The 17,869-nt window shown below is 35.7% G+C and carries 17 protein-coding genes; 3 read left to right on the top strand and 14 right to left on the bottom strand.

What is annotated here, in order from left to right; all coding sequences use genetic code 11:
- Positions 1-161: 161 nt before the first annotated feature.
- The 8 genes from JST55_00555 to JST55_00520 form a co-directional block, all read right to left on the bottom strand.
- Complete coding sequence (locus JST55_00555) at positions 162-1,064, bottom strand: DMT family transporter (protein MBS1491964.1); 903 nt, start codon at positions 1,062-1,064, stop codon at positions 162-164.
- A gap of 168 nt (positions 1,065-1,232) precedes the next feature.
- Complete coding sequence (locus JST55_00550; protein ID MBS1491963.1) at positions 1,233-1,490, bottom strand: hypothetical protein; 258 nt, start codon at positions 1,488-1,490, stop codon at positions 1,233-1,235.
- A 468-nt stretch (positions 1,491-1,958) separates the two neighbouring features.
- Entirely contained in the window at positions 1,959-3,704 is a 1,746-nt protein-coding gene (locus JST55_00545) for a phosphoenolpyruvate carboxykinase (GTP) (protein ID MBS1491962.1), read from the bottom strand.
- A gap of 42 nt (positions 3,705-3,746) precedes the next feature.
- Positions 3,747-4,181, bottom strand: a complete 435-nt coding sequence (locus tag JST55_00540; GenBank protein ID MBS1491961.1) for a PIN domain-containing protein — start codon at positions 4,179-4,181, stop codon at positions 3,747-3,749.
- A complete protein-coding gene (locus JST55_00535; GenBank protein ID MBS1491960.1) occupies positions 4,171-4,398 on the bottom strand; it encodes a hypothetical protein in 228 nt (75 codons plus the stop codon). The genes JST55_00540 and JST55_00535 overlap by 11 nt, the downstream gene beginning before the upstream one ends.
- A complete protein-coding gene (locus JST55_00530) occupies positions 4,379-5,509 on the bottom strand; it encodes an AI-2E family transporter (protein MBS1491959.1) in 1,131 nt (376 codons plus the stop codon). The genes JST55_00535 and JST55_00530 overlap by 20 nt, the downstream gene beginning before the upstream one ends.
- Before the next feature lie 9 nt (positions 5,510-5,518).
- Positions 5,519-6,166, bottom strand: coding sequence for a 7-cyano-7-deazaguanine synthase QueC (queC, locus tag JST55_00525; protein ID MBS1491958.1), 648 nt, complete (start codon positions 6,164-6,166; stop codon positions 5,519-5,521).
- Between the two features lie 68 nt (positions 6,167-6,234).
- A complete protein-coding gene (locus JST55_00520; GenBank protein ID MBS1491957.1) occupies positions 6,235-7,542 on the bottom strand; it encodes an acetyl-CoA hydrolase/transferase family protein in 1,308 nt (435 codons plus the stop codon).
- 207 nt (positions 7,543-7,749) lie between these two features.
- Here JST55_00520 and JST55_00515 point away from each other — a divergent pair, with 207 nt between their 5' ends.
- Both JST55_00515 and JST55_00510 read left to right on the top strand, forming a co-directional pair.
- Complete coding sequence (locus JST55_00515; protein MBS1491956.1) at positions 7,750-8,340, top strand: thioredoxin family protein; 591 nt, start codon at positions 7,750-7,752, stop codon at positions 8,338-8,340.
- 17 nt (positions 8,341-8,357) lie between these two features.
- Entirely contained in the window at positions 8,358-8,846 is a 489-nt protein-coding gene (locus JST55_00510) for a TlpA family protein disulfide reductase (protein MBS1491955.1), read from the top strand.
- An 87-nt stretch (positions 8,847-8,933) separates the two neighbouring features.
- Here JST55_00510 and JST55_00505 read toward each other — a convergent pair whose 3' ends face one another.
- A complete protein-coding gene (locus JST55_00505; protein ID MBS1491954.1) occupies positions 8,934-9,836 on the bottom strand; it encodes a fatty acid desaturase in 903 nt (300 codons plus the stop codon).
- Positions 9,837-9,958: 122 nt separating this feature from the next.
- A complete protein-coding gene (fumC, locus tag JST55_00500) occupies positions 9,959-11,350 on the bottom strand; it encodes a class II fumarate hydratase (protein ID MBS1491953.1) in 1,392 nt (463 codons plus the stop codon).
- 943 nt (positions 11,351-12,293) lie between these two features.
- On the opposite strand from fumC, the gene JST55_00495 reads away from it, so the two are divergent.
- The gene (locus JST55_00495; GenBank protein ID MBS1491952.1) at positions 12,294-13,106 is read left to right on the top strand and encodes a hypothetical protein; all 813 of its coding nucleotides are present in this window, start codon (positions 12,294-12,296) and stop codon (positions 13,104-13,106) included.
- A gap of 111 nt (positions 13,107-13,217) precedes the next feature.
- On the opposite strand, the gene JST55_00490 is transcribed toward JST55_00495, so the two are convergent.
- The 4 genes from JST55_00490 to JST55_00475 form a co-directional block, all read right to left on the bottom strand.
- Positions 13,218-14,444 carry an ABC transporter permease gene (locus JST55_00490; protein MBS1491951.1) on the bottom strand — a complete coding sequence of 409 codons (1,227 nt, stop codon included), beginning with the start codon at positions 14,442-14,444 and terminating at the stop codon, positions 13,218-13,220.
- A gap of 110 nt (positions 14,445-14,554) precedes the next feature.
- Entirely contained in the window at positions 14,555-15,778 is a 1,224-nt protein-coding gene (locus tag JST55_00485) for an ABC transporter permease (GenBank protein ID MBS1491950.1), read from the bottom strand.
- Positions 15,779-15,787: 9 nt separating this feature from the next.
- On the bottom strand, positions 15,788-16,513 hold the full coding sequence (locus JST55_00480) for an ABC transporter ATP-binding protein (protein MBS1491949.1): 726 nt from the start codon (positions 16,511-16,513) through the stop codon (positions 15,788-15,790).
- Positions 16,514-16,538: 25 nt separating this feature from the next.
- Positions 16,539-17,864 carry an efflux RND transporter periplasmic adaptor subunit gene (locus tag JST55_00475; protein ID MBS1491948.1) on the bottom strand — a complete coding sequence of 442 codons (1,326 nt, stop codon included), beginning with the start codon at positions 17,862-17,864 and terminating at the stop codon, positions 16,539-16,541.
- Positions 17,865-17,869: the final 5 nt, after the last annotated feature.

The following is a 17,869-nucleotide window of genomic DNA, read 5'->3' as shown; positions in this document are numbered from 1 at the left end:
AATTTAAAATTTGAAATCAAAAGAATGTGACAATAATGTGACAATTAGAATTTCAGTTTGCTGATTTTTGAAAAACCCGACTTTTTCCCGACTATTTTTAAAAAATCTTAAAGCGCATTTTAGATTCTTCACAAAAAACTTCCCTACTAATAGGGGCATAGTTAGTGGTGAGTCGGATGAGCCAGTGCTTCGTTATTTTTATTACGCTGATATATGCTCCAGCCTGCTCCGGTAAGGACAACGATGGCACCGATTATCTGCATATGATGAACTCCCTGCCCCAGGAATATGATGCTGTAAATTATAGTAAGCGGAACGCTGAAAAAAGTATATACCATTGCAGATGAAGCTCCGACCTGGCTGATGCACTTATAATAACAGCCGAAGACTACTGCTCCGCCAATGATGCCAACAAAGCCAAGCATCAGATATTTGTTAAGCCCGAGTGTCGCCCAGGGAGTAGCCTGTAAATCTGTAAATGAGAATGGAATAAGTACAAGTAAACCAAAGAATGCAAGTAAAGCAGTAAATGCGACGGGATTATATTTTTTGCTGATGCCTGCTACAAGCACTGAGCTGAATGAAATTATCATTGCGGAAAAAAGCATGAGCATATCGCCAAGTAAGCTGCCGTTGCCCTGATGCAAACCGCCAAGCGTGGATATTACTACTCCTGAGATTGCTACAACAGCTCCGGCAAATGCAGGCCATGACCATTTTTCTAGGCGGAACAGGACTGCAAATATCATGGAGAAAATAGGAGCGGTATTGAAAATAATTGATGCTTGTGTGGCAGTGGTTTCCTGGAGACCTTTTGCTATTGTATAAGAATATAGACCGAAGTTGAGTCCACCTGCAAGTGCAATGATAAGAAGTTCTTTGAAAGGAATTTTACTCCACTTTTTCCAGAAGGTGGCAAGAAGCGCCATTGAAATTACAATAAGAAAAACACGGATAGTGGCAACAACGCTGCTTTCAATTCCTTTTAGCATGTGCAGAAAAAGATAATTTAAGCTAACAAGGATTGCAAAAGAAAGCCCGAACTTATTAAAAAATTTGCTCAAGTTATCCCCCTGATAATTATTAAAGTAAATTAAAGATTAAGATTGAAATTTGGTTTGAGCAATTTAGTAGTTTGTACTTAATAATACAAAATAAAAAAACCCGCAGAAATATTACCCCCGTCTGCGGGCTCTAAGGAAAGGAAAAGAAATGAAAAAAAATTTATAAGATTAATAAACTAAACCTGCAGGAGCTGCGCTCATATAAAATAAAGGATTAGTTGCTATTATATCATTAAACTCTTTTAGCTGAGAGAAATTTACATTGGAACATTTGAAAGAAAGAAGTTCGTTATTATCTTCATATAAAATTACCATAACTTCATTGTCGTTCATTTTTTGAAATGTGAACTTCATTTCTGTTCTTTTAGAAGACTTTTTTGTAATCTTAATAAAGGGCTTATCGATTTTGTTGAATTCTACTGACATGGTGTTTAGGGTTTATAGGGTTAATTAGTTTTGCTTTCTAATTCCCTTTTATTCACTTTCCGTGCCAAAAGCACAACGAGTTTATTACCTGAAAAAGAAATCAAAAAATGAAATTGGTAGGAGAAATGATAGTAAGATAAGTTTAAATGTAGTGATTGAACTATCTAATTATGGCAATTACAAATAAAACAATAACAAATATTATTATGAAAAGAATGCCGTAAATTTCAGTGCGGGGGATTTTATTGGCAATTTGAGCGTCGTAAATATTGAAGATTTTCCCGCAAATATCACAAGTCACCCAATCCGGATTGGTTGGGTCGGGAGTAAAAGAACCTCCATGCATTATTCCGCAGCCCGGACATTTTAATTCTCTAGTACTTAGCACTTAAAAAATTTAATTATAAAAAACCCGCTTAAGAAATCTCAAGCGGGCTTATATTTGTAAATTACTAATAAGATTTATTATTATCCGATTCTTTTTTCAAGTGCATGGTACTCATCCCACATTTCCTTAGGAAGAGCATCACCGACTTTTTCAAAGAATTCTTTCATACCTGGAAGTTCGCCTTTCCAGTTTTCGTTCTTAACTTCAAGTGCTTTTTCAACTTGTTCTTTTGTCATATCAAGTCCTGTTGTATCAAGTCCGGTAGCTGTAGGTACATTACCAATTGCTGTTTTCACTGCATCTGTTTTGCCATGAAGTCTTTCGTAAACCCATTTAAGAACTCTGGCGTTTTCACCAAATCCCGGCCATAAGAATTTGCCGTTCTCATCGGTTCTGAACCAGTTGATGTGAAATATCTTCGGTGCTTTATCACCGAGTTTCTTGCCCATATCAAGCCAGTGCTGGAAGTAATCACCTGCATTGTATCCGATGAACGGAAGCATTGCAAACGGGTCTCTTCTGATAACACCAACTGCGCCTGTTGCAGCTGCTGTTGTTTCAGATGACATTGTTGCGCCTACGAATACACCATGCTGCCAGTCAAATGTTTCATATACAAGCGGAACGTTTGTAGCTCTTCTTGCGCCGAATAAAATAGCATCAATTGGAACTCCCATCGGGTTTTCAAATTCAGAAGAGATACATGGGCATTGTGCTGCAGGAGCTGTGAAGCGTGAATTCGGGTGAGCAGCATTTCCTTCACCTGTGTAATCATTGCCCTTCCAGTCCTTCATGCCTTCAGGTTTCTCTTTTGTGAAGCCTTCCCACCATGGCTCATTATCTTTTGTGAGAGCAACGTTTGTGAAGATTGCATTTTTGTGAAGTGAAGCAATTGCGTTAGGATTTGTCTTTGGGTTTGTTCCGGGAGCAACTCCGAAAAATCCTGCTTCAGGATTGATAGCATATAATCTGCCGTCTTCGCCGATGTACATCCATGCGATATCGTCACCGACTGTTTTTACTTTGTAGCCCTGGTCTTCAAGAGCCGAAACCATCATTGCAAGATTTGTCTTTCCGCAGGCAGATGGTAAAGCTGCTGTGATGTATGATTTCTTTCCGTCAGGTGTTTCAAGCTCAAGGATAAGCATGTGCTCTGCCATCCAGCCTTCCTGTTTGGCAAGCCATGAAGCAATACGAAGCGCAAAACACTTTTTACCGAGTAATGCGTTTCCACCGTAACCTGAGCCAACAGACCATATCAGATACTCTTCAGGGAAGTGAGCGATATATCTTCTTTCAGGATTGCAATCAGCAACTGAGTGAAGACCTGCAACGTAATCATATTCATCTTTCATCTGATCAAGAGCTTTCTGCCCCATTCTTGTCATGATTTTCATGTTGGCCACTACATAAGGTGAGTCTGTGAGTTCAACGCCAACCTTAGAGGCCGGAGCGCCTAAAGGACCCATTACGTAAGGAACAACGTACATAGTACGTCCCTTCATACAGCCATCATAGATTTCTCTCATCATGGATTTCATCTCATCGGGTGATTTCCAGTTGTTTGTTACACCTGCATCTTTTTGATCTTTTGTACAAATAAATGTGCAGTGCTCAACGCGGGCAACATCGTTTGGATTTGAATATGATAGATAGCTGTTCGGATAGGTCTTCTCATTTAGTTTATGAAAAGTACCGTCTTCAAGCATTTTATTAACGAGCATTTGATATTCTTCATCTGAACCATTGCACCAGTAAATGGCATCGGGTTTACAAAGATCGGCGCACTCCTGCACCCAATCTTTCAACTTCATTGAGTAGGGCATTTTTTCTCCTGTAGTTTTATATGTTTTATTGAATAAAAAATTTTATTTGAAAGGATTAACTACCTTTAATTTGTTTTCAAAAATCTGATTGTGATTTAAATCTTCAGAGTAAAGTATTGTACAATTCGTTTTCAAAGCACTTTGAATCATCAATGAGTCGAAGTAACTTAAGTTATATTTTTGTTTAATATCTATTGCTTTAAGAATATCTTCAAATTCTATTGAAATAATTTCAGTAAGTTCTTTAGTAAATCCCAGGTAATATTTAACTATTTCAAAATCTAACTTATACTTTTTCAGAAATACATTGGACAATTCATTAAAAATCTGTATGCTTGAGAAAATTTGATTATTTTCTTCTCTCTGTTTATCCAAGTAATTTACTATAAATTTGTTCTTATCATTTACTTGATTTGTTTCATCTTTTAACCAAAAATATACCCAGATGTTTGTATCAATAAATATCTTATCGTTCATTCATTTCATCTTTCGAAATTTTTTGATAACCATTGACTTTCGAAATTTTATCTTTAATTGATTCATATAAACCGGAATGATCAGAAACAGATTTAGCTGCATTGATTATCTTGGAGTCTGATGTTTTTTTCTCTTCTGCCAATTTATACATAGCTTCGTCAATGTTATCCGCTGTAATTTCTTTGTCTCTTATATTCTTAATTTTTACTGTTATCATCTTTCTTTTTTCCTTTGAGTATCTTTTTTATAACGTGTGTATATTTTTGTTTTTCTTTTATATCTGTTATCGAACTCTGGTTATAACTCATTAATATTGCCACAGGACGTGTCGATTCAAAATTCATCAGAACAATTTTTATCATGGACATAATTGGAATAGATAGAATCATACCCATAATTCCCCAGATATATCCCCACAATATCAAAGATAGTAATAATAAAATTGGACTTAAATCCAATTTATCCCCCAAAACCTGAGGCTCAATTACGTTTCCAACTACGTTTGCAAGAACTATTAAAATTATCAATATAACAATTGCTACTCCGAAACTATCAAACTGAACCAAAGCTGTCATAAATGGCAGCACTGTTGCAATCATAGAGCCAATTGTAGGAATGTAATTCATTAAAAATGAAAGAAACGCCCAGACGATATAAAAATCAACATTGAATGCCCATAAAATAATTCCGATTACAATTGCGTGAATCAGATTTATAAGTGTCTTCCCTACTATGTATCTTCTTACATCAAGGAAAATATCTCCCATAGTTTTTGCAATCGTCCTTGCGCGCTCTTCGGAAAAAGCTCTTAACACTCTGCGTTTCAGACTGCCTAACTCGGAAAGAATAAAGGCAACGTATATAATTATAAGAACGAAGTCTCCAAAAATTCCGGCTATGCTTGTGAACAAAGAAGTAATCCATCCCTGAACTGAACTATCCTTTACAAGATTTTTCAGGTTCATGGATTCCTTAAAAGCATTAGCATCGAATCCGAAATTTTTCAATGAGTTCGTTGCGTACTCAATAAGAGAAGTAAACTTATCCTGATACTTGGGAATTCCTGCTGTGAAAGGTCCGATACTTGTGAGTACAAATATGCTTGTAATATTTGCAATTATTACGATACAAAGTATAACAATAATTATTGCAAGAAAGGACGGGACTTTTTTCTTCTTTAATAATTCAAAGAACGGCTCGAATATAAAAGCAATTATCACTGCAATAAAAAACGGCAGCAATATTTCCTGCAGTGTTTTAAGCGCAAAAAATGTTACCCCCAGAATAAATAGGATAGCGGCAATTTTCAGGACTTTACTATCTTTCATTAGAATAGTTTAGTTGTAAAATGGTCGTTTCTTGTAAGGAATGGGGTCTTCCGTTTTTGCTAACTGAAATCCTCTGAGCCTCAAAGCGCAGCTGTCGCACTCGCCGCAAGCCTCAGTATTGCTTTTATAACATGACCATGTCAGATGAATCGGTGATTTCATCTGAACTGATTTTAAAACTATTTCTTTCTTTGATAAATTAATTATCGGTGTTTCTATTTTAATCTTCGTCGAAGGCTTTGTGCCTTTATCAATCATCTTATTGTATGCATCAAAAAAATCTTTTCTGCAGTCCGGATATCCGCTTGAATCTTCCTCAACTGCTCCAATATAAATATGTTTTGCACCTATAACCTCTGCCCAGCTTGTTGCAATTGCAAGTATGTTTGCATTGCGAAAAGGGACATATGAATTCGGAACACTTTTATTTTTTAAATCAGCCTTTTCTATTTTTATATGTGAATCAGTTAAAGATGAACCGCCGATATCTCTGAGGTATCTTATATCAACAACTAATCTTTTTTTGACGTGATAATATCTTGCAATATCCTTGAAAGCTTTCAATTCTCTCTTCTCTGTTTTCTGCCCGTAGTTTATGTGCAGAAAAGCCAGGTCATATTTTTTTGCGGCGTATGCAGCTGTTAATGCACTGTCCATTCCTCCGCTTACAAGTACAATTGCCAGTTCTTTTTTACTCAATATATAATTCAGGTTATTATTCTATTCTATAAATAATTTAATTCTTTTGCTTTTTGTGTCAGTTCATCTCTGAAATTCGGATGAGCAATATTTATTAACAACTCTGCTCTTTGCCTTAAAGTCTTGCCGAATAAATCAGCAATACCGAATTCAGTAATAACAAAATGAACATCGCCTCTTGAAGTAGTTACACCTGCACCGGGAGTTAAGAACGGTTTTATCTTAGAAATTGTATCCCCTTTTGCAGTAGATGCAAATGCCATAATTGGTTTACCGTTTTTGCTTCTTGCCGAACCCCGGATAAAGTCAACCTGTCCGCCGAATCCCGAATAAATCTTATGTCCTATAGAATCTGCGCATACTTGTCCAGTTATATCAACTTCTATGCATGAGTTTATTGAAATCATGTTGTCATTTCTGGCTATAGTGAAAGGATCGTTAACAAACTTTGACGTTCTGAATTCAATCAGAGAATTATCATCAATATAATCGAATATTTTTTTCGTTCCGATGACAAAGCTTGATACCACTTTGCCGGGGAGTAAAGTTTTTCTGTCACCGTTTACAACACCAAGCTCTATTAAATCTATTAAGCTGTCTGAAAACATTTCGGTATGAATTCCCAAATCATTTTTTTCTCTCAGATAAGGAAGTACTGCGTCAGGAATTGCGCCGATACCCATTTGTAAAGTATCACCGTCTTTAATTAAAGTTGAAATGTTCTCCGCTATTTTTCTGTAAACAGCTTTCTCTTCTTTACCCATGTTCGGGTCAACCATCGGAAGCTCAGGAAGATCTATATCACACTCAACTATGTAATCAATTTTATCAATGTGAATAAAATTATCACCAAGAACTCTTGGCATTTTTTTATTTAGCTGGGCAACAATAATTTTTGAATTTTCCGCAGCAACTTTTGTACACTCGTTACTTACTCCGAAGGAACAATAACCATGAGCATCGGGCATTGAAAGATGAAGAAAACAAACATCAATCGGGAATCTTCCGCTCTCAAATAATATCGGAATTTCTGATAGAAATATTGGAGTAAAATCTGCCTTTCCGGCTTGTACTGCTTTTCTAACATTATTTCCGGTAAAAAGTGCATTGTGACGGAAATGGCCTTCCATTTCAGGATTTACATAAGGAGCAGTAGTAAATGATGTTAAGTGACAAATTTCCACATTATTAAGCTCGTTATATCTATTGCAAAGTGCTTTTACAAGTAATTCAGGGTAACAGCTATTAGCGTGTAAGTATACTCTATCGCCTGATTTTACAATTTCAACAGCTTTTTCGGGATTAACTATCCTGCTTGCATATTCGTGTATCATGGAGTTATGAATTTATGTTTATAAAATACCTCATATATTTTTAAGATTAAATGAAGTAAACGGATTATTAATTAAGTTTTATTTCTATGTAAAAATCGATAAAATTATGGGCATAAAAAATGATTTATATCAGTTTTCAGTGAACTTTTTTATTTATAAATCGTTATTAACTAAAACTTTAAAAACCAACCAAGGAGATATCAAACAATGTCAAAGTTAAAATCAGTAATTTTCTTAGTTCTTCTCACTTTTGCTGTTACTTCACTTTCTTATTCAGCAGGAAATCCATCTGATTTAAAAATCGGTGATAAAGTAAGTGATTTTACTATTAAAAATTTTGATGGTCATACATATTCGCTTTCCAACAGCGGCTCGGAATATACAGTTATTATGTTCTGGTCAACTGTCTGCCCTAACGTTCAGCCATATACTTCAAGAATTAACTCACTTGCAGGTGAATATATGCCAAAGGGTGTTTCTTTCTGGGCAGTTAATTCAAACAATAACGAGTCAACAGAAGAAGTTAAAAATCACAAAACAGAAAAAGGATATCCTTTCCCTGTTTTAAAAGATAACGGAAGTGTTGTAGCTGATTTATTCGGCGCGCAAAAAACACCTGAAGTTTTTGTTGTAGATAAGAATATGACATTAGTTTACCACGGAAGAATTGATAACGACAGAGATGAAGCAAACGTTACTTCTTCTGATTTAAAAAATGCATTAGACGATTTACTTGCAGGAAGGCCTGTTGCAAAATCAACAACAGTTTCGTTCGGATGCGGAATCAAAAGAAAATAATTTTTATAAAATTATAAATGAAAATACTAAAAAATTTATTCCTTCTCTCAGCTCTTTTAGTTTCCTTCAGCTTTGCAAATGCTCAGGAAATTCAGCCGCTGAAAAATGAAGAGATGGTTTCAAAGCTGCTTAAAAACAGCGACGATAAAATTGTTATAGTTAACCTTTGGGCTTATTGGTGCAGTCCTTGTAAAGAGGAGTTTCCTGACCTTGTTAAATTCGGAAAGGAAAACAAAGATGTTGCAAATCTGGTACTGATTTCACTGGATGAAAAAGGTGACCTTGAAACAAAAACAAAACCGTTCCTTGCAAAGAATAATGTGGATTTTGTCACATACTATAATTCGTTCGATAAAGATGAAAAACTGATAATGATGCTGGATAAAAACTGGGAGGGAGCGATTCCTTCTACTTTCTTTTTTAAGGATGGGAAATTAGTAAAAAGCTTAATCGGTAAGCAGACTGAAAAAGAATTCAAAAAAGCTTTCGATGAAGTAAAGCAGTAAGTTAAAATTTATTTATATATAAAAAAATCCTGCCGTGAATTTTCATAGCAGGATTTTTTATTTTATATCTAAATTTATCTTACTTGATTAAGCAGATTGCATTTTCTGTTTAGCAATTCTGTCTAATCTTCTGCTTCTCTCTCTTCTGGCTTTTGGTGTTAAAGGACCAATGAAATAAGTCTTAATAATATACCACCAGAAACTTCTCTGATTTAATTCCGGGTCAATCTTATGAGCAATTTTCGCATGTGCTGCTGGAGCTTCACTCCAGTGCAATCCGGCTCTGTCATGATGGACTGTATGAAATCCATTATTGAATAAGAAGAAATTCAAACCGCCGACAAAATTTCGTGAGTGATCTGTTTCAGATTCTTCATCGGCATGAACGTGCTGAAGATAATTAAAAATCAAAACACTGAATAAAGAAAACTGCTGCGGAATAACTACATACAATAATGCTTTTTTCCAGTCTAGTAATAAAAATGCAGCTATGAAAATTCCAAGCACTGCATATTGTGCAAGGCATAAATAGAATTTTTCTTTATTTGTTTTTCTTAATTCGCTAAGATGGTCTTTAATAGCTTTCTGCTGATAAAATCCGCTTATAGTAGGATAAGAAATGAGAGTGAAAAAATTATTCTTCTCACTGAATCTGTAAGTAATCGTGTAATCGCCTTCTTTATTATTTAATCTGTGATGGTTTTTATTATGTGTCGGAATCCAAGCGAAAACAGGGAAACCATAAAAGCAAGTTAGCCACCAGTCAGTCAAGATGTTAAGAAATTTATTTTTCCACATAGGGAGGTGGTTATGATTGTGAGTCATAGTTGCTACTGTAACTGCCATGAACATTGCCCAAATGAACAGGAAGATATTTATTGCGCTAAAATTTCCCTGGTCAAGTGTGCTGTAATTCCACTGTACAATTAACAGTGAAGTTGTGATGAACATGAAAATTAAGGTTTTTCTGTCTGCTTTAAATCTTAGCATTAATATATTTTGATTGTTAAATTAAGTTAGAACAAATGATAGTATGTAGATATTCATTTAAATTTACCCTATACGAAAAACTAATCTTATTATGTCTCTATAGTTTTAACCCAATGTTATCTTTATATGTTCCCTACCATTTTCTTCGGGTCAACTTTAGCTGTAAATTCTGCATCCGTCAATAAGCCTAATTCAATTGCTGCTTCTCTTAATGTTTTATTTTCCTTATGCGCTTTCTTTGCAATCTTTGCTGCATTCTCATAACCTATGTGTGTATTCAGTGCAGTCACAAGCATCAATGAATTTTCAAGCTGCACATTTATCCTTGCATAATTAGGTTCAATGCCGATTGCACAATGCTTATCGAATGAATCACATGCATCGCCAAGTAGTCTTGCTGAATTTAAAAAATTAAAAATCATAACCGGCTTAAATACATTCAACTCAAAATGTCCTGTCATACCACCTACGTTAATTGCCATATCATTACCGACTACCTGCGCACATACCATGGTCATTGCTTCAGCCTGTGTGGGATTTACTTTACCGGGCATGATAGATGAACCGGGTTCGTTTTCGGGAATGATAATCTCCCCTATTCCGCTGCGCGGTCCCGAAGCAAGAAGTCTCACATCATTTGCAATTTTCATCAAGCTGCATGCAAGAGTTTTTAATGCTCCCGATGATTCTACAATTGCATCATGCGCAGCCAATGCCTCAAATTTATTTTTTGCAGTTTTGAACGGAAGTCCTGTAAGCTCGGCAATATGTTTTGCAACAATTACATCGTAATTTTTAGGGACGTTTAATCCTGTACCTACTGCAGAACCGCCGAGTGCAAGTTCAGATAAATGTTCAAGTGAATTTTTTATTGTCTTCATTCCGTGCTCAAGCTGTGAAACATATCCTGAAAATTCCTGTCCTAATGTTAATGGAGTAGCATCCATTAAGTGAGTTCTTCCTATTTTTACAACACTCATATACTTCTCAGATTTCTCATGCAATGTATTTCTAAGTTTATCAGTGTTCGGTAATGTGTTATCGATTAAAATTTTATATGCTGCAATGTGCATTGCGGTCGGGAAAGTATCATTGGAGGATTGTGATTTATTAACGTCATCATTGGGATGCAGAACTTTCTTTTCATCCGTAAGCTTCCCGCCGCTTAATACATGAGCTCTGTTTGCAATCACTTCGTTTACGTTCATGTTTGACTGCGTACCAGAACCTGTCTGCCATACAACCAATGGGAACTCATCATCCAGTTTACCTGCAAGAATTTCATCGCATACCTGTCCTATCAATTTCATTTTATCTTCTGATAAAACTCCGCACTCATGATTAGCCATAGCTGCAGCTTTCTTCAAAATTGCAAAAGCATATACAACTTCTTTCGGCATTAAGTTACCGCCGATTGTAAAATTTTCTTTTGATCTCTGAGTCTGCGCTCCCCAGTATTTATCAGCCGGCACTTTTACTTCGCCCATTGTATCGTGCTCTATTCTGTATTCCATTTTGTTTTGAGTTATAAATTTTTTGAATGAACTTAAATTAAAAATTTTTGATTGCAGTTAAAATTGCAAAATTTATAATTTTGATTTCGCTTCTCTTTGTCAATCATAAACTTTGTTTTTTCATATATCGAAACTTACGCCCCCTCGTAAGTTTTGAGTTAAAAAATTGTTTTTTCAATAGCGGCTTTATATAAAATTTTGTTTTGATTTTGATTTCTCCGGTATTGTAAAACATTATCTCCCCTTTCCCCTCGTTGCGATGCTCCAGCTTCGCAAAGAAAAATATTCACATCGTTGTAACGTATTTATAGGGTCAAATTAGTTTTCTCATATTGACAGATTTTTGACGTATTTACTAACTACACACTGACAGGTTTTAATCGTATCAGGTTGAGTTTTATTAACCACCCCCTTAATCCCCCTCCTTGTAAAGGAGGGGGAGACACAACTACTTTCCATGTTGCAAATGCCACTTTATTTGGGGCTTCAGCATCGTAAAGGAAAGTCACTATTTTTCGTTTTCATCACATAAAAATTAATTTTTCATATTGAGGGATTTCATCACTACAAACCTGACAGGTTGGGTTTGGTTATCCCTCCTTCCCCTACTTGATAAGAAAGGGCAACACATCCTCCGTGGAAATGCGGAACTTGTCCCCATTTTATGGAGAGCTTCAGAACGAAAATAGTCGTATTCTTGTAACATTTTTACCAAAGACCTATACATTGAATAAAATTAACACAGTATAATTTACCAATACATTCCGTATAAATCCATCATACCATCCCTATTACTATTAATAAGCAAAAATAATTTGTTTTCCATTGACACAACTTTTAAAAACAAATTTTCCTTAAAATAGCTCAATTTCTCACTTTAACTTTATTCTTATTTAGACTAAGTTTAGATAAGAAATTTTCAAACCTATAAATATAATCCCAAATGCACTTTTTTAGAACTTCAGTAATTTTAGTCTTCCTCTTTTTATTAACCGTTAATTTAAAGGCAGATGAAAGACCTTTTCCTTACACATACACAACAGATGTATTAAAGAAAAACATGCGTGACTTTGAACTACATAATAATTTCAGAGTCGGCAGAGAAAATTTTTTCTCAAGAATTGATACAAGATTTGAATACGAAGTCGGTGTAACAGATAAACTGCAGACTGCATTCTATGTAAACTTTAAAAATGAAACCAAAGAAAATTCATTATTGAATACATACGATACTGAATTTGAATTCGAAGGAATTTCTTCTGAATGGATTTACCAGGTATCGAATAAATATACAAATTTTATGGGCTTCGCTCCTTATGTTGAACTTACTTTAAACACAAGAGAAGTTGAGCTTGAAACAAAACTATTGTTCGATAAAAAACTTGGCAGAGATTTTACTTTAGCTTTAAACTTAAATGCTGAATATGAATGGGGCTTTAATCCACTTCCGGAAAAAACTGAAAAGGAACTTGCGCTTGAAGTATTTTTAGGCGGTTCATATCAGGCGAGTAAAAATTTCTCATTCGGATTTGAAGCAGCAAACTTAAATTATTTACCGGACGGCAAAGGGCTTGAAAGCTCAGCATTATTCCTGGGTCCCAATATTTGCTACCGTGCAGATAACTGGTTTGTAACTGCCACATGGCTTCATCAGTTACCGGCATTAAAGAAATCTGAAAACATGCCTGACTCAAACTTAATTCTTGATGAACATGAAAGAAATAATTTTAAAGTACTTGTCAGTTTCGCTTTATAAAAAATTTCCATTACTGTAATACAAAAAAGCCCGTGAGAAAATTTTTTCTCGCGGGCTTTTTCTTTTATACTTAAAAACTCGTAATTCGTAATTTGAAATTCGTAATTGAAATTATTCGTATCTCAATGCATCAATCGGATTTAACTGCGCGGCTTTATATGCAGGATACATTCCGAAACCAATACCTACAGCGCTGCAGACAATAAGTCCGATAAGAACCCAGTCATACGGAATAACAATCGGAGAATTCAGATACAATCCAACTAAGTTTCCAACGCCAATTCCCATTACTATACCTATAATTCCTCCTATTAAACAAAGCACAACTGCTTCAATTAAAAACTGTCTGAGAATAATTGTATTCTTTGCGCCTATAGCTTTTCGGATGCCGATTTCTTTAGTACGTTCCGTAACAGATACAAGCATGATATTCATAATGCCGACACCTGCGGCAAGGAGTGAGATGAACGAAATAACGCCTGCGCCGTATTTGAAGTATTTGGTAAAGCTGTTCACAGTTCCCATCAAAGATTCATTAGAAAAGATTTCAAAGTTATCAGGTTCACCAGGCTTTACTTTTCTTATAACTCTGAAAACACTCATTACATTTTCCTGACACTCATTATATGTTTCTTTACTGGGCGCCTGAATAGCAATATTACATGATTTTTCATGCGTGCCCCACAACTCCATAAATCGTGTTATAGGAACGAATGCAGAGTTATCCTGTGTAGAGCCAAATCCCGCTCCTTTAGATGCATATATACCAATTATGGTAAACTGTTTTCCGTCCAGAAGAATCTGTTTTCCTATAGGGGTTTCGTGTTTAAAAAGTTTATCAACGGTTTCCATTCCTATTATACACACAGGGGCTGAGTTCTGTACTTCTGTGTTTGTAAAAAATCTTCCTTCCGCTATTGAGTAATCATTGCATGGAAGAAAATCGGGTATAACTCCTCCGATTGTGAAATTCGGATTAGTACTTTCAGCTCCGTACTTAAATGTTTTTGCAAACTCGTAAAACTCAAGCGACATGTATTTGTAAACTGTTGCTCTTTCTCTTAATCTTACGCCTTCATCATAGGTAATATCAGGTCTGTTTCTCAATTTATTATTACCGGGACCAAACTGTATTGCAGGGAATTTCTGAATCTGAAAAGTATTGCTTCCCAACTGACTTAAGCCTGTATCTATTCCTGCCTGTAACGCATTCAGCAGTGTCATAATGGCAATGATAGAAAAAACACCAATGACAATTCCAAGCAACGTAAGTATAGCGCGGAGTTTGTTCGTCCTCAGTGAATTTAATGCTAATAATATATTTTCAAAAAAACCCATTTTTGTTTAGTTGTCAGTTGTTAGTTGCTTGTTGTCAGCGGTAGTTAGTTATTAGTTGTTCGATTTAATTTGAAACTTGAAACTTGAAACTTGTAACTTGAAACTTTATTCTACTCGTATCTCAACGCATCTACAGGGTCCATCTTTGCTGCAGTCCATGCGGGGAAAAATCCGGAGAGCACTCCGAAGAATACTGAAATAAATATTGCAAGCACTACTATCCAGACCGGTATTGCAGTCGGCAGAATAAATGCATCTATGGCAAAACTAATCGGTAAAGAAATGAGCAGCCCTATTATTCCCCCGAGCAGACAGATTGTAACTGACTCAATAAGGAACTGCATCATTATTGAACGCCGCTTTGCGCCGATGGCTTTACGTATGCCTATCTCTTTAGTCCGTTCTTTTACAGTCACAAACATAATATTCGCAATACCTATCGAGCCTACAATCAATGCAAGCATCGTTATCATCGTTCCGATTATTTTAATAAGTCCTGTTAAGGATTCATAGGTAGTCTTAAAAGCTTCCTGCTGGTTAATACCAAAGTCATCTCTGCCTCCAAAAGGGATTTTCCTCGTCTTTCTCATCAATGCTGCAACTTCTTCCTTCGTCTCATCCATGTTTTTTATATCTGCAGCTTTTACATTGATGGATAAACTTCTCTTAGTACCGTATAATTTGAAAAACAATTCTATAGGAATTATAACTCTGTTGTCAAAACTCATTCCAAGCAGACTTCCCTGCTTTTCAACAACTCCAATTACCCTGAAATTATAATTACCGATTTTAATTGCTTTACCAATCGGATTAGTATTCTCAAAGAATGCTTTCTTAACATCAGCTCCTATCATAACAACAGGGTATCCGCCTTCAGATTCCCTTTCAGTCATGAATCTGCCTTCAGACATGTTTACGCCGAGTGTTGCCTGATATTCTGCAGTCGTTCCTATTACGAAAACATTTTCCAATGATAAATCGCCATACTTCAAAGTTTTCATTGAACCGGCGCTGGGGCATAAAGAAGCTGCAGTCTGAACATTTTTTTCAATAAAATCAAAATTAGCCATCTTGATATCTTTCCTGTTCTTGTAAACATTCCAGTCTTCTTTGCCGAACCACTCAAACTTCTGTACATACAACACATCTGCTCCAACAGCTTCAATACTTTTATTGAATGCACGGTTAATTCCCTCTATGGCCGTCTGCATAATTGTTACTGCAGTAATGCCAATAATTATTCCGAGGGCAGCAAGAACTGAACGAAGTTTATTCGCAGTTATTGCCTGAATGGCAATTACAAAACTTTCTTTTATTTCAAGAAGTAGGTTCAATTTCGTTTATTAAGATTGTTCAACCGGTTTTTCTTTCTTTTTAACTTTATCAGGATTTAACATATCAGATTCTATTTCACCGTCTCTTATTTTTATAATTCTGTATGCATGTTTTGCAATATCTTCTTCGTGTGTTACAAGTATTATTGTATTCCCGTTTGCATGAAGTGTCTCGAACAAAGCCATGATTTCCTCACCTGTGCGTGTATCAAGGTTACCGGTCGGTTCGTCGGCAAGTATAATTGCAGGATTATTTACCAGTGCTCTTGCAATAGCAACTCTTTGTCTTTGTCCGCCGGAAAGTTCATTCGGTTTGTGAGTCATTCTGTCTTCAAGTCCAACATTGATTAAAGCATTCTCAGCTTTTTCTATTCTTTCATCTTTACCCATACCTGAGTAAACCAACGGAAGCTCTACATTTCTTAATGCATCTATTCTTGCCAGAAGATTGAAGGTCTGAAACACAAACCCGATTTCTTTATTGCGGACTTCTGCTAATTCCTGGTCATCCATTTCACTTACATTGTTTCCGCTGAGAATATACTCACCTGATGTAGGAGTATCCAAGCAGCCGATTATGTTCATAAGTGTTGACTTTCCCGAACCTGACGGTCCCATGATAGCAACATATTCATTCCTGTGAATCGTAACATCCACACCTTTGAGCACGGTAAGATCTTCCGAGCCCATGATATATGTTTTAAAAATATTTTTTAATTCTATTACAGTTTCCATTTTTTGATTGGCAGTTTAGAAATAATTATTCGCCTTCTTTCTTTTTCATTTTCACTTCGTTATCAACTTTAACTTTAGCATTGTCCTCTAAATCTTTTGTGATTGCTTTGTAACTGCCTTTCACGACTTCCATATCAGCATTGAGTCCTTCAGTTATTTCTATATATGTATCATCGCTGATACCTGTCTTAACATTTTTCTTTTTTGCAACTCCGTTTTCAACTACAAATACTATTTCCTGCGGTTTGTTCTTCTTATCTTTTTTATTTTCTTTTCTTTGCAGATTGGAATTATCCTCATCCAGCTGACTGTTATTCATATTCATATCTTCTCTGACTGTAACGCTTTGAATCGGCACTGCTATAACGTTATTTTTCTTTTCAACTTCCACGTCAACAGTACAGCTCATTCCCGGTCTTAACTCATTATCTTTATCTATTATTCTTACTTTTACAAGGAAGTTTACAACTTCTTCCTGAGTTCCTAAGCCTTTGCTGGTTGCTGTATTTGCAATTTCATAAACATATCCTGAAAATACTCTGTTTGGAAACGCATCAACCTGAATTCTTGCAGTATCACCTACGTTAATTAAAGTAACGTCTGTTTCACTTACGTCTATCTGGCATTCCATGGAAGATAAATCGGAAATTGTCATAATTCCTGTACCCTGATTGAAGCTAGTACCAAGTACTTTTTCACCGACTTCATTATTTAACTGTGTTACTGTTCCGCTCATTGGAGCGAATAATGTTGTCTTAGATAAATCATATTTTATTTTAGCAAGTCCCGTTTTTGATAAGTTAATGCTTGCTCTGTTGCTGTTCAACTGTGCTAATGATTGTTCATAAGTTAATCTTGCATTATCAAGATCTGCTGTAGATGCCAGACCTTTTTTCTGCAGCTCCTGTATTCTGTCATACTCAAGCTTGTTTTTCTGAACAGTAACTTTGTTTATCTTAAGATTGCTTTCGGCAACGTTAACCTGAGCACTCTGCTCCTGAAGCTGAGGTGTATAAGCATCCTGCTTAATCTTAACGACTAAATCACCTTTCTTAACTTCTTCACCTTCTTTGAATGGCAGCGATACAATTTCACCGCTGACTTCAGAACTGATGATAACTTTTGTTTCTGCCTGAATTTTTCCTGTAGCCGTTACCACCTGAGTGATATTATGCTTCTTTGCTTTTTCAGTCTGTACCTCAGTGATTTTTTCTTTCTTGCTTGATGCAATTATTGCAATCACAATTACAAGAACTAAGAATATTGCGCCGAAAACAATAAACTTCTTTTTCTTGCTTTTTCTTTTTTTAACTACCGGTACCGGCTTTACTTGTGGATTTGCTTCTGACATAGTCC

This window comes from Bacteroidota bacterium, assembly GCA_018266835.1.
GTDB lineage: Bacteria > Bacteroidota > Ignavibacteria > Tepidaquicellales > Tepidaquicellaceae > JAFDZO01.
The sequence above is the reverse complement of the archived record's forward strand: the minus strand, read 5'-3'. Positions and strand labels throughout refer to the sequence as shown.